This window comes from Emticicia sp. W12TSBA100-4 (assembly GCF_040253585.1).
GTDB lineage: Bacteria > Bacteroidota > Bacteroidia > Cytophagales > Spirosomataceae > Emticicia.
Genome location: NZ_JBELAU010000005.1, coordinates 260,427 through 273,105 on the forward strand (window position 1 = coordinate 260,427; position 12,679 = coordinate 273,105).

The following is a 12,679-nucleotide window of genomic DNA, read 5'->3' on the forward strand; positions in this document are numbered from 1 at the left end:
ACAAATATATTATTCGTTAATCTATGCCTATTTATCATAAACTCGGAAAGATTCCAGCAAAACGCCATATTCAATTTGAAAAACCTGAGGGTGGTTTGTATTATGAGCAGCTTTTTGGAACAATTGGCTTCGATGGTATGGCATCGTTGATGTATCACATTCATCGCCCTACGCAGGTAATGCAAGTTCTTGAAAGCCAAGACCTTACACCAAAATCGGCCAATGCTCATAATATGATGATGCGGAAGTTTATTGGTTTTGATGTGGAGCCAAAAGATGATTTTCTGGAAAGTAGAGTACCGATGATGTTCAATAAAGATTGTATTATTGGTGTGGCCGCACCTAAGCAATCCTTGCGAGAATATTTTTATAAAAATGCCGATTCTGATGAACTATTGTTTATTCACAAAGGCTCAGGAACGCTTCGCACACAACTTGGAAATATTAGTTTTGAATATGGCGATTATTTGGTGATTCCAAGAGGCATGATTTACCAAATTGATTTTGACACAGATGATAATCGGATTTTTTATGTAGAATCTCATTCGCCGATATATACGCCCAAACGCTACCGAAATCATTTCGGACAATTACTCGAAAGTTCGCCTTACTGCGAAAGAGATTATAAACTTCCCGAAATTTTAGAAACTTACGACCAAAAAGGCGAGTTTCTGATAAAAATAAAAAAGCAACATCAACTTCATCAATTAATCTATCAATATCACCCTTTTGATGTCGTCGGGTTTGATGGCTACAATTATCCATGGGGGTTTTCGATTCATAATTTTGAACCAATCACTGGCCGAATCCACCAGCCGCCGCCTGTTCATCAGACTTTCCAAACCGATACTTTTGTGGTTTGCTCATTTTGCCCAAGACTTTATGATTATCATCCAAAAGCTATTCCAGCACCATATAATCATTCAAATATCGACTCCGACGAAGTTATTTACTACGTTGATGGCGATTTTATGAGCCGAAATGATATTGCAAAAGGCCACATCACGCTCCACCCTGGCGGAATTCCACACGGTCCGCATCCTGGGGCAATGGAACGCAGTATTGGAAAAACCGAAACACACGAATTGGCAGTAATGGTCGATACTTTCCGTCCATTGATGATTACAGAAAATGCTTTAAAATACGACGATGGAAAATATTTTCAGAGTTGGAAAGAGTAGTCGGTCACCACTAAGACACTAAGAACAGGTAGTTTCACTTAGCGGTGCATAGAATATTACATCAACATTCAAAAAATACAACAATGTTACTTCAAGAAACACAAAATATTATCGAACAAAAAAATGACTTCCTACCAATCAATGGCACAGATTACATTGAATTATACGTAGGAAATTGCAAACAAGCAGCACATTATTATCAAACTGCTTTTGGTTTTCAGCCGCTGGCTTATGCTGGTCTTGAAACTGGTCTGCGTGACCGTGAAAGTTATGTTGTTCAACAAGGAAAAATCCGTTTGATACTCACTTCACCACTTCATGGAGGCACAGAAATTGGTTGTCACATCGACCAGCACGGCGATGGTGTAAAAGTAGTAGCTCTTTGGGTTGATGATGCCCGTGATGCTTATTACGAAACCATTTCTCGTGGAGCAAAACCATATTTCGAGCCAATTGAAGAAGAAGACGAATTCGGAAAAGTGGTGCGTTCGGGCATTCATACTTACGGTGATACAGTGCATATTTTTGTAGAAAGAAGCAATTACAAAGGCGTTTTCTTGCCAAATTTCCGTGCTTGGAACCCTGCCTACAAACCTGCACCCGTTGGCTTGAAATACATTGACCATATTGTAGGAAATGTGGGTTGGAACGGCATGAATGAATGGGTAAATTTCTACGGTAAAGTAATGGGTTTCAATCAGTTAGTAAGTTTCGATGATAAAGATATTTCGACTGAATATACGGCTCTAATGAGTAAGGTGATGTCGAATGGAAACGGACGAATAAAATTCCCAATCAACGAGCCAGCCGAAGGTAAAAAACGCTCACAAGTTGAAGAATACCTTGATTTTTATGGCGGTGCGGGCGTGCAGCATTTGGCAGTAGCTACCGACGATATCATTACAACCGTAACGCACTTGCGTAATCACGGAGTTGAGTTTTTGCAAGTTCCAGACAGCTACTACGAAGATTTAAAAGAGCGTGTTGGTGATATTGAAGAAGAAATCGAACAATTACGCCCACTCGGCATTTTGGTTGACCGTGACGAAGAAGGCTATTTGCTTCAAATTTTCACAAAACCAATCGAACCTCGTCCGACTATGTTTTTTGAGATTATTCAAAGAAAAGGAGCAAAATCATTCGGAAAAGGCAATTTCAAAGCTCTTTTTGAAGCAATAGAACGTGAACAAGTTTTGAGAGGAACGCTCTGAATTAATTTTCAATGATAGAATGAGTGAATGATAAAGTAATAAATCATTCACTCATTCTATCAATCTCTCATTCAATCATTAATTCCATGAATCAAAACTATAACATATACACACTTGCCGACCATGAAGTTTGGCAGGTGCTTTTTGAGCGGCAAATGCAGAAGTTACCTGCAATTGCCAGTGAGGCTTATCTGGAAGGGATTGAAAAAGCTGGTTTTGTGGCTGACCACATTCCAGATTTTGAGAGGGAAACTAACCATCGCTTGCAGGAACTGACGGGCTGGTCGGTGGTAGCTTGTGAGGGTTTAGTACCAATCAAAGAGTTTTTTGAACTTTTAGCTGACAAAAAATTCCCTGCCTCAACTTGGCTTCGCACGATGGAACAATTAGAGTATTTAGAAGAACCTGATATGTTTCATGATACTTTCGGACATGTGCCGTTGCTAACCAATCAATCTTTTTGTGATTTTTTGGCAGAGTTTAGTATAATTTCTCTCAAATATATCAACGATGAAGAGGCGGTAAAATTCCTACAAAAACTTTATTGGTTTACAGTTGAATTTGGATTGATTCGTGAAAGAAATAAACTAAAAATTTATGGTGGAGGAATCATTTCTTCAAGTGGCGAAAGTGTTTATAGTCTTTGTAGTGGAATACCCGAACGAGTGCCGTATTCAATCGAAGAAATCCTGAAAACCGAAGTAAAAATTGATGCCTATCAGAAAAAATATTTTGTAATAGAATCTTACGAACAGCTCTTTCAATCACTCAAAAATTTTGAAGAAATTTTAGAACGTCAATTATTAGTGTATCAATAATTGAAGGTTTTTTCTACTTTTGTAATATAAAAGCTTTTAGCTGTTGGCTAATAGCTTTTAGCATCAGATAAATTTGGCATTCTTTTCTTTTATCAATAAAATTCTGTTGATAATTCACCTGAATATAGAATCCATTTTTTTTCAAAATTCTTTTGCTAAAAGCTAATAGCCAATTGCTAACCGCTCAAAAAAGTAGATAAAGACTGAATTTTAAATAAATGACACACTTAGATAAACGTTCGTACTATTTCAAGATTGATACTACAATCAAGCGTATTCGCAGTTTTATGCAAAAAGGCTTGACCGATGGCGGTATCGACCTAACTGTTGACCAGTGGGTGGTCATTGACCACATCAAACCGAAAGCAGGAATTAGTCAGAATGATTTGGCGGTTGATACCGCAAAAGATGCCCCAACCATCACCCGAATCTTAGATTTATTGGTAGAAAAAGGCTTAGTCAGACGCCAAATGGCCGACGAAGACCGCCGAAAATTTAATATTTATCTGACCGAAGAAGGCGAAAAACTCCACGAAAATGCCTTGGTAGTAATTGCCGAAATTCGTCGTAAATCGTGGGGTAGTTTGACCGATGAAGACTACGACCATTTGGTCAGAATCATGGATACGATTCACAAAAATGTGAGCGACAAATAATTGATGGTTTGCAAAATCAGTTTACAGCACTGTACTTTGTAAACCATTTTTGCAAACCAAAATTAAAATGAATACTTGGCTTGAAATAGCAGAAAATAGCGATTTTTCGATATATAATCTTCCATTCGGAATTTTTAGTACACACAAAAAAAAGCAACAAGTGGGTGTCAGAATCGGTAATTATGTCATCGATTTAGAACAAACTCGAAAGCTGGGCTTACTGAATATTCCTCAAAATATTTGTAATCAGTCGAGCCTAAATCCGTTTATCGGACTTGGCAAAAAACGGACAAATACAGTTCGGCTTCAATTACAAGAGTGGCTAACACAAGAAAATTCCCCATTAAAAAAGCATTTTGACCACATTTTTCATAAAATTGAGAATGTAAAAATGCACTTACCCGTAAAAATTGGCGATTATACCGATTTTTATTCAAGCATCGAACATGCAACTAATGCAGGAAAAATCTTCCGCCCCGACAACCCACTTTATCCAAACTGGAAACACATTCCAATTGCTTATCATGGTCGAGCAAGTTCGATTGTAGTTTCGGGTACTCTAATTCATCGCCCACAAGGGCAATTCAAACCTTCGGACTCGCAAAATCCAGTTTTTGGTTTCACCAAAGAATTAGATTTTGAATTAGAAATTGGTGCTATCATCGGTAAAAATTCGGAACATGGAAAATGTGTAAACACCTCAGAAGCCGAAGAGTATGTTTTCGGATTGGTACTTTTCAATGATTGGTCGGCACGAGATATTCAACGTTGGGAAACGTTACCACTTGGGCCTTTTTTGGGCAAAAACTTTGCTTCTTCTATTTCTCCGTGGGTCGTTACGCTCGAAGCTTTGGAGACATTCAGAGTGCAAGGCCCAACACAAGACCCTCAGCCGTTGCCCTATTTGCAAGTTGAGGGAATTAGAAATTTTGATATTCAACTTTCGGCCAAACTTAACGAAACGACAATTACCAATACAAATTTCAAGTATATGTACTGGAATATCGCCCAGCAAGTTGCCCACCACACAGTCAACGGTTGTAACCTTAAAATCGGTGATATTTTGGCATCGGGAACAATAAGCGGCTCGGAAGTTGGTTCTTATGGCTCTCTTTTAGAACTTACTTGGGCAGGAAAAAATCAAATTACACTCAAAAACGGAGATACCCGCACTTACCTCGAAAATGGAGATACTCTAACTTTAGCTGGTTTCTGTGAAAAAGATGGAAAAAAAGTTGGTTTTGGCGAGGTTACTGGAATGATTGTCTAAACTTTGATTTAAATGATTTTTAGATTTTTATGATTGTAAAAACTCTTTTTTTAATTGTTTATTTTACATTCTTCATTATATAAGATGCTAACACTCAATCCCAAAGAATTAGACTCAAGAGTTTTTTATAGTTATCTGACTGGTACAGTTGCTCCTCGACCGATTGCTTTTGCGAGTACAGTTGATAAACTGGGCAATGTAAATCTCAGCCCATTTAGCTTTTTCAATATCATGGGTATTAATCCTCCAATTTTGGTTTTTGCACCCAATAATCGAGGGCGAGATGGCTCAAAAAAAGATACGACTCTCAATTTAGAAGAAGTGCCAGAAGTAGTCATCAATATGGTAGATTACGCAATGGTGCAACAAATGTCGCTTTCGAGTGTGGAGTTTCCACGCGGCACGAATGAATTTATCAAGGCGGGTTTTACGGAAGAAAAATCTGTTTTTGTGGAACCTTCGAGAGTGAAAGAATCAAAAGCACAATTTGAATGTAAAGTTCTTGAAATCAAGCAGTTTGGCTCAATGAATCTGGCAATTTGCGAGGTTATTTTGGCTCATTTTTCGGAAGAAATTATCGGAGAAAATGGAAAAATAGACCAACAAAAAACCGATTGGGTCGCACGCATGGGCGGAGATTGGTATGTTCGGGCAAATGAAATTTCAATGTTTGAAGTAGAAAAACCTACAACAAAAATCGGTATTGGTTATGATGCTATTCCTGGAAGTATTCGTTTATCTAAAATATTGACTGGTAATCATTTAGGCCAACTCGGCAATGTAGAAAACCTACCAACACAAGCAGAAATTGAAGCATATCAAGCAACGCCAACAATGCAAAAAATCATCGAACAAGTAATGTATGGTTGTGCATTTCTTGATAATCTTTTGCACGCTGAAGCCGCTAAATTATTGAATGAAAATAAAGTAAAGGAGGCTTGGTTGGTGCTTTTGCAGTCGTTTTGACATCCCCCTGCCCCCTTCGGATTTTGCACGGGCTAACGCACAAGGGGGATTTTCTCATTCTTAATTCTTAATTCTTAATTCCCATTAGGTGTTGGTCGCCATTTAAAAGACTGATTATCAATGGCTCGCATGGTGCAAAGGATGCCATCGAGATGGTCGTATTCGTGTTGGAGAAGTTCGGAAATGGCATCTTCCACTTGCCAAGTTTGTGGTTGCCAGTTTTCGTCTAAGTATTTGATTGTTAGTTGTTTATGGCGTTTAACTTTTACCAGTAAATTAGGAAACGACATACAATCATCCCACAATTCAAACATTTCCTCACTGAGATTTTCAAAAACTGGATTGATAATTATAATCGGACGGTCGAGATTCAAATATATCAAGCGTTTCATTACTCCGAGTTGTGGGGCGGCAATTCCTCGTCCAAATTGATATTTTGCCCGAATTTCTTCCATTACATTGTGTAAATCAGCTACCCATTCTTTTACTTGAGGCAATTCATGCTCATACACAGGCTCACAAACTTCGTATAACCGAGGGTCGCCGAGTTGGAGTAAGTCGTTTAGTTTTTTCATCGAAATTGATTTAACAAAAATTAACACCCACAAATAAACTAAAAAATACCTACATTCGTTTTTTCGGTGCAATAAAATCGAATTTTAAACACAATGAAAAACTTATTCATAACAATCTTTACACTATCTTTTTTGAATACTTTTGGTCAGTTAATCACAAAAATGCCCGAAATAGACGACCAAACGAGCTACGAAACTGATATTACGAAGGTCGAAATTCGTGGCAGTTATACCATTGTTTCGTTTAGTTATCAAGTTGCTCAGCAGAGAAACAATTCTTATCAATTTCAATTTCCATTCCCTAATCAAAGTCAACCAAGCTCAAATTACACGATTTCATTTAACCCAAAAAGTTATTTGAATGGAAACGGTAAACGCTTCAAATATATTAAATGTACCGGTATTCCAGAACTTCCCGAAGAAAAGCAAGTATTTCCAGGTGAAAAATACCGTTTTACGGTTTATTTCGAAAAACTCGATGCTGGTATCGAAACTTTCAATTTGATTGAAGGGAAAAATCGCCCCGAAGAACGCCATAAATATTGGAATTTCTACGGTGTTCATATCAACAATCCACTAACGCCTCCGCCAGCAGTTGCTAAGAAAAATGTAGAACCAGAAAAAGAAGCGGAAATATTGGTTACAATTAAAGGTAAATTAATTGATGCGAAAACTAATAAACCAATCGCAGGAAAAGTTTTATATCGTTTTGATTTTGATGTACAAAAAGCTGATTCAGTAAAAACCAGTGCAACAGGCGAGTATTCGTTCAAGATTAAACCAGAAGCCTATACTTTTGTGGCATCAGCTAAAGGCTATGAGAATGCTCAAGAAAGCATGGATTTATCTAAAATAGGCAAAAGCCAACAGTTTTCGCAGAGCATTTATCTGAATCCAGTTGAAAAAGTAGTCAAAAAACCAGAGCCTGTAAAAGAAGAAGCTCCGAAGTCAGAACCAAAAATTGAGGTTACGAAAGAAGAACCCAAAGAAAGTAGTCCTGTAAAAATTGAAGAAAATAAATTTAGACTTGATAAAGTTTTGTTTGAAATTGGTGAATCGAAACTTTTACCAGATTCGTACGAACAACTCGATGGGCTTTTGAAATTGTTGAAAGAAGACCCTAAAATGACTATTGTTGTAGAAGGTCATACTGACAATGTAGGCGACCCCACTCAAAATAAACGTCTTTCGCTTGAGCGTGCCTATAATGTGCGTGAGTATTTGATTAGCAAGGGAATTGCAGGTTTCAGAATTCAATTCAAAGGCTATGGCGATACTAAACCGATTGCCGATAATAATACAGAAGAAGGTCGCAAGATGAATCGTAGAGTTGAGTTTGTGATTTTGTAGAAAAATATCATAATTATGTATAAAGACATCTCGAAATACTTATTTTCGTGATGTCTTTATATTTTTACACTCATGAAACTCTGCTCTGCTCAAATACAACCCATTAAAGGCGATATTGAAAGCAATATCCAAAAACATATTGTTTTCATTAATTTTGCTCTCGAAAATGGTGCAGACCTGATTTTCTTTCCTGAATTGTCATTGACTGGCTACGAACCTGCTTTGGCAAATGAGTTGGCTACTACTCAAGAAGATACCCGACTCGCTATTTTTCAAGAAATGAGCGATTCCAAAAAGATTATCATTTGCGTTGGAATTCCAACTCAATACAAAGAGGACATTTGTATCAGTATGGTAATTTTCCAGCCGCACACTTCAAAGCAAACTTATTCAAAGCAAATTCTTCATGCTGATGAATATCCGTATTTTGTGAATGGAGAACAGCAAGTTTTTATTTCATACAAAAACCACAAAATTGCTCCAGCAATTTGTTATGAATCTCTACAAATTGAACATTCAACAAATGCCAATACTAATGGAGCAAATATATACTTGGCAAGTGTAGCAAAATCTGCAAAAGGCGTTGAAAAAGCTAATTTTCATTACCCTACAATTGCCAAAAATCTAAATATGATAGTGTTGATGGCAAATTCGGTTGGCCCTGCTGATGATTTTGTAAGTACAGGAAACTCTGCTGTTTGGAATAACAAAGGACAAATGATGATACAACTTGATAATAAAGTTGAGGGATTTATTATTTTCGATACAGAAACCTGCAATGCTAAAACCTACATTCTTTAATTTGTATCTTTGATAAACTGTGAAGCCTGTTCTTTATTAAAATCTAATATTCTCAATAATATCGCTGGCCATCATGCTTGTCATGCCAAATTTTTCGGCGGCACGGTCGCCTGCCACTCCGTGTTGATAAACGCCTAATATTGCTGCTTCTTTTGGTTCATAACCTTGTGCCAATAACGCCGTTATTATTCCAGTAAGCACATCACCACTGCCTGCGGTAGCCATTCCTGCATTTCCTGAAGAATTAAAATGAATTGTTCCTTCGGGCATGGCAACGGCAGTATTTGCTCCTTTCAAACAAACAATTAGCTTATTTCTTACAGAAAACTCTCGTAAAAATTCTAACTTTTCATAATCGTCTTTCCAAGATTTACCAATAAGATTTCTAAATTCTTTTGGGTGTGGAGTTAGAATTGAATTTTCTGGAATTTTCTTCATTGCTGACCGCCCTTTCTCAGTCGAAAAATTATTAAGAGCATCAGCATCTAACACCATCGGAATTGCTAAATCTCGACAAATTTCGCATAACTTTTCTAAACACGTTCTAATGATTCCGTTAACTCCAATCCCTGGCCCAACTCCAACTGCTTGAAAATGATTACTAAAATCATCAACGTGAAAGTTGGTAGCAATAAAATCAGCACTTTTGTTATTCCAAGCCTCCCAATACATCGCTTCGGGCAAAAGCGTTTGCATAATTGGCAAGCCCGATTTTACAGAGTGTACGGTAAGTTTCCCGACACCCGAACGCATACATGCACGAGCTGCAAGTACAGCCGCACCCATCATTCCGTGACTTCCTGCAATCAACAAAGCATGACCAAATCTTCCTTTATGAGAAAATTTCTTCCGTGGCTTTATCAACTTCTCAACTTCTTTTGGTGTTGAAAAATAAAATTGCGTTTCAGTACTTTGAATAAAATTTGGGTGCAAACCAATATCAACAATGTACCAATCACCTACAAATTCTTCATTTTGTGGCAACATGAAAGCTAATTTTGGTAATTGAAAAGCCACTGTGTAAGTAGCTTTAATAATAGCATCGGTTGAATCATTTGACTTATCTGCAAACAAACCAGAAGGCGTATCAACCGAAATGATAGTCGTTTCACTACAATTTATTTTTTCAATTACTGATTTCAGCAAACCCTCAATCGAACGAGAAAGTCCAGAGCCTAAAAGTGCATCAATAATTATATCATTTTCAGCAAAACCGAACATAAATTGTTCATTTTCAATATAATTAATCGTTAATTGGCTTTCTAAACGTTTTACATTAGTCTGAAAGTTTTCAGAAGATTTCTCGGAATATTTTACCACAAAAACTTCCAAGTCATAACCCAAAGGTTGAAGCATTCGGGCAATTGCCAAGCCATCTCCCCCATTATCACCGAGTCCACAAAAGATTTTTACTTTGAAGTTTCCAGTTTCAAAATGCTTACAAAACCAATTGACAAATGCTCTTGAAGCTCGTTCCATCAAATCAATCGAAGCGATTGGTTCGTGCTGAATCGTGTAAGCATCAGCCGCTCTAACTTGTTCAACCGATAATATTTTCATGGATTTCCTTTCTTAAAATCTTAAAATGTATTTAATTCGTAAATATCGTAATTAACTTTTTTGTTTGTTACATAAACCATTTTCAAAACATTGAAAATAAGCGTTATCATACCAACTTTCAATGAAGCTGACAATATAGCTTGCCTCATCGAAACCCTAAAAAATTTCGGAGACTCAAATCTGCATGAAATCATAATTGTTGATTCTCCAAATTCAACCGATAATACCAATGAAATTGCTCAAAATTTAAGTACAATTTCAATAAAATCTCCACAAAAAGGCAGAGCAGCTCAAATGAATTTTGGGGCTTCAGTTGCAACGGGTGATATTCTTTATTTTGTTCATGCCGATACAAAAGTAAATCCTGATTATTGTTCAGATATTGCGAAGGCAATTTCCACAGGTTATGATTTTGGCTGTTATCGCTATCAGTTTGATGCCGATGATTGGCTATTAAAAGTCAATGCTTTCTTTACACGCCTACCATTTATTTGGTGCAGGGGTGGCGACCAAACACTTTTTATTCGCAAAGAAGATTTCATGAAAGTTGGAAAATTCAGAGAAGATTACCAAATCATGGAAGATTATGAATTTATTATCCGAGCAAATAAAGTGCTGAAATTTAAGATTATTCCTAAAAATGTAATCGTTTCTGCCCGAAAATACAAAACTAATTCCTATCTTCGGGTTCAGAAAGCAAATTTTAAGGTCATGCGAATGTTTCTGAGTGGAAAGGCTTCTCAGCAAGAAATGACAGAAACATACCGCAAAATGTTAGATTACCGATGATGAAATATGATATGTGTAGGGGAAATTTACTCTCAGGATGTCATAGAGTAAAAATCATTAAAAACTCCTATTTAATATTTTATGTCAGAATTGATTAGTGGAATTCAGCAAGTTGGAATTGGTGTGCGAAATGCCCAAGAAGCATTTAGTTGGTATAATAAAACTCTGGGGCTGAATGTTCCTCTCTTTGATGATGTTGCAGAAGCAACCCTCATGACTCGCTACACAAAAGGCAATATTCGCCAACGTCGAGCAATTTTAGCACTCAATATGGCTGGTGGTGGTGGTGCCGAAATCTGGCAATCGAATCGCCCCGAACCATTAGCAGCAGATTTCGAACCACAAATTGGAGATTTGGGTATTTTTGCCGTAAAAATCAAATGTTCTGATGTAAAGCAATTTGCTGGTAGTCAGAAAATCTCAACAACACAATCGCCCGAAGGTAAACCAACCGCTTGGCTCAAAGATAGCTACGGCAATCAACTCCAAATTGTTCAAGATGATTCATGGTTTAAACCCAAAGAGAGTATCACGGGTGGAGTTTTGGGCGTAATCATTGGCGTGAGCGATATTGACAAAGCTCTCAAATTATATAGAGATGTATTGGAAATAAATGAGTTAGCTTATGATAAAACTGGCACATTTGAAGATTTGAAAGAACTAAATGCCGATAAAAAGCAATTTCGCAGGGTTTTACTGAAAAAGTCTATGAATAATACTGGTGCATTTAGTAGATTACTCGGAAACGTTGAAATTGAATTAGTACAAGCACTCGAAGGCACAACAAATACGATATTTGAAGGTAGAAGTTGGGGCGATTTAGGTTTCATTCACGTGTGTTTTGATACACTTGACATGAATATTTTGAAAGAAAAATGTGCAAAAAGTGGTTTTCCATTTACTGTTGATAGTAATGATAATGGTGAAACTTTCGATATGGGCGAAGCAGGCGGACGTTTTACTTATTTAGAAGACCCCGATGGCACCTTGATTGAATTTGTAGAAACACACCGAGTACCGATTTTGAAGAAAATTGGTTGGTATCTGAACCTCAAAAAACGTAAAACTCAAAAACCTCTACCCGATTGGATGGTTTCGACGATGGGTTGGGGAAAAGTAAAAGCATAAAATAAATAAAGCAAAAACGCCCAAAATTGGGCGTTTTTTGTATAGATAATAAAAAAATGGCAATAATATATCATATCACGACAAAAAAATGGTGGGCAAAATTTGAAGATTTAGATTATTATGAAAGTCCAACTTTCAATGAAGAAACCTTCATTCATCTAAGTACGGTCGATCAAGTTTCGGGAGTTTTGGAAAGATACTATTCTGGGCAAACTGATTTACTAAAACTTCATGTAGATACTGAAAAGCTTTCAGCTGAGTTGAAGTATGAACAGGCTACAAATAATGAATACTTCCCTCATTTATTTGGTAGATTGAATAAAAGTGCGGTTTTGGAGGTTGAGGAGATTGGAAAATAAATTCTCTTAAACGCC

The 12,679-nt window shown here is 37.0% G+C and carries 13 protein-coding genes; 11 read left to right on the forward strand and 2 right to left on the reverse strand.

What is annotated here, in order from left to right:
* Window positions 1-23: 23 nt before the first annotated feature.
* From ABR854_RS08585 to ABR854_RS08610, 6 genes are all read left to right on the forward strand, one after another.
* Window positions 24-1,181, forward strand: coding sequence for a homogentisate 1,2-dioxygenase (locus ABR854_RS08585; RefSeq protein WP_350264997.1), 1,158 nt, complete (start codon window positions 24-26; stop codon window positions 1,179-1,181).
* Window positions 1,182-1,264: 83 nt separating this feature from the next.
* Window positions 1,265-2,392 (forward strand): 4-hydroxyphenylpyruvate dioxygenase, encoded by a 1,128-nt coding sequence (hppD, locus tag ABR854_RS08590; protein WP_350264998.1) that lies wholly within the window; start codon window positions 1,265-1,267, stop codon window positions 2,390-2,392.
* Between the two features lie 86 nt (window positions 2,393-2,478).
* Window positions 2,479-3,210 carry a phenylalanine 4-monooxygenase gene (locus tag ABR854_RS08595; protein WP_350264999.1) on the forward strand — a complete coding sequence of 244 codons (732 nt, stop codon included), beginning with the start codon at window positions 2,479-2,481 and terminating at the stop codon, window positions 3,208-3,210.
* Between the two features lie 218 nt (window positions 3,211-3,428).
* Window positions 3,429-3,866: a MarR family winged helix-turn-helix transcriptional regulator gene (locus tag ABR854_RS08600; protein ID WP_350265000.1), complete on the forward strand. Its 438-nt coding sequence runs from the start codon at window positions 3,429-3,431 to the stop codon at window positions 3,864-3,866.
* Window positions 3,867-3,933: 67 nt separating this feature from the next.
* Complete coding sequence (gene fahA / locus ABR854_RS08605; protein WP_350265001.1) at window positions 3,934-5,136, forward strand: fumarylacetoacetase; 1,203 nt, start codon at window positions 3,934-3,936, stop codon at window positions 5,134-5,136.
* 84 nt (window positions 5,137-5,220) lie between these two features.
* Window positions 5,221-6,102 (forward strand): flavin reductase family protein, encoded by an 882-nt coding sequence (locus ABR854_RS08610; RefSeq protein ID WP_350265002.1) that lies wholly within the window; start codon window positions 5,221-5,223, stop codon window positions 6,100-6,102.
* Window positions 6,103-6,176: 74 nt separating this feature from the next.
* Here the strand turns inward: ABR854_RS08610 and ABR854_RS08615 are convergent, their stop codons facing one another.
* The gene (locus ABR854_RS08615; RefSeq protein WP_350265003.1) at window positions 6,177-6,677 is read right to left on the reverse strand and encodes a peptide deformylase; all 501 of its coding nucleotides are present in this window, start codon (window positions 6,675-6,677) and stop codon (window positions 6,177-6,179) included.
* Between the two features lie 93 nt (window positions 6,678-6,770).
* Between ABR854_RS08615 and ABR854_RS08620 the strand changes: the two genes are divergently transcribed.
* Together ABR854_RS08620 and ABR854_RS08625 are read left to right on the forward strand one after the other, a co-directional pair.
* Window positions 6,771-8,027 carry an OmpA family protein gene (locus tag ABR854_RS08620; protein ID WP_350265004.1) on the forward strand — a complete coding sequence of 419 codons (1,257 nt, stop codon included), beginning with the start codon at window positions 6,771-6,773 and terminating at the stop codon, window positions 8,025-8,027.
* 72 nt (window positions 8,028-8,099) lie between these two features.
* Window positions 8,100-8,828: a carbon-nitrogen hydrolase family protein gene (locus ABR854_RS08625; protein WP_350265005.1), complete on the forward strand. Its 729-nt coding sequence runs from the start codon at window positions 8,100-8,102 to the stop codon at window positions 8,826-8,828.
* Window positions 8,829-8,864: 36 nt separating this feature from the next.
* Here ABR854_RS08625 and ABR854_RS08630 read toward each other — a convergent pair whose 3' ends face one another.
* Entirely contained in the window at window positions 8,865-10,388 is a 1,524-nt protein-coding gene (locus ABR854_RS08630) for an NAD(P)H-hydrate dehydratase (RefSeq protein WP_350265006.1), read from the reverse strand.
* A 90-nt stretch (window positions 10,389-10,478) separates the two neighbouring features.
* Between ABR854_RS08630 and ABR854_RS08635 the strand changes: the two genes are divergently transcribed.
* From ABR854_RS08635 to ABR854_RS08645, 3 genes are all read left to right on the forward strand, one after another.
* Complete coding sequence (locus ABR854_RS08635; RefSeq protein ID WP_350265007.1) at window positions 10,479-11,177, forward strand: TIGR04283 family arsenosugar biosynthesis glycosyltransferase; 699 nt, start codon at window positions 10,479-10,481, stop codon at window positions 11,175-11,177.
* Window positions 11,178-11,258: 81 nt separating this feature from the next.
* Window positions 11,259-12,305, forward strand: a complete 1,047-nt coding sequence (locus ABR854_RS08640) for a VOC family protein (protein ID WP_350265008.1) — start codon at window positions 11,259-11,261, stop codon at window positions 12,303-12,305.
* 56 nt (window positions 12,306-12,361) lie between these two features.
* Window positions 12,362-12,664: a DUF952 domain-containing protein gene (locus tag ABR854_RS08645; RefSeq protein ID WP_350265009.1), complete on the forward strand. Its 303-nt coding sequence runs from the start codon at window positions 12,362-12,364 to the stop codon at window positions 12,662-12,664.
* The last annotated feature ends 15 nt before the right edge of the window (window positions 12,665-12,679 follow it).

Bases quoted from the DNA above. Each gene is read 5' to 3' on its own strand.
- ABR854_RS08620 (WP_350265004.1), top strand. From the start codon at position 6,771: ATGAAAAACTTATTCATAACAATCTTTACACTATCTTTTTTGAATACT.
- ABR854_RS08645 (WP_350265009.1), top strand. From the start codon at position 12,362: ATGGCAATAATATATCATATCACGACAAAAAAATGGTGGGCAAAATTT.
- fahA (WP_350265001.1), top strand. From the start codon at position 3,934: ATGAATACTTGGCTTGAAATAGCAGAAAATAGCGATTTTTCGATATAT.
- ABR854_RS08625 (WP_350265005.1), top strand. From the start codon at position 8,100: ATGAAACTCTGCTCTGCTCAAATACAACCCATTAAAGGCGATATTGAA.
- ABR854_RS08630 (WP_350265006.1), bottom strand. From the start codon at position 10,388: ATGAAAATATTATCGGTTGAACAAGTTAGAGCGGCTGATGCTTACACG.
- ABR854_RS08610 (WP_350265002.1), top strand. From the start codon at position 5,221: ATGCTAACACTCAATCCCAAAGAATTAGACTCAAGAGTTTTTTATAGT.
- hppD (WP_350264998.1), top strand. From the start codon at position 1,265: ATGTTACTTCAAGAAACACAAAATATTATCGAACAAAAAAATGACTTC.
- ABR854_RS08640 (WP_350265008.1), top strand. From the start codon at position 11,259: ATGTCAGAATTGATTAGTGGAATTCAGCAAGTTGGAATTGGTGTGCGA.
- ABR854_RS08600 (WP_350265000.1), top strand. From the start codon at position 3,429: ATGACACACTTAGATAAACGTTCGTACTATTTCAAGATTGATACTACA.
- ABR854_RS08615 (WP_350265003.1), bottom strand. From the start codon at position 6,677: ATGAAAAAACTAAACGACTTACTCCAACTCGGCGACCCTCGGTTATAC.
- ABR854_RS08585 (WP_350264997.1), top strand. From the start codon at position 24: ATGCCTATTTATCATAAACTCGGAAAGATTCCAGCAAAACGCCATATT.
- ABR854_RS08595 (WP_350264999.1), top strand. From the start codon at position 2,479: ATGAATCAAAACTATAACATATACACACTTGCCGACCATGAAGTTTGG.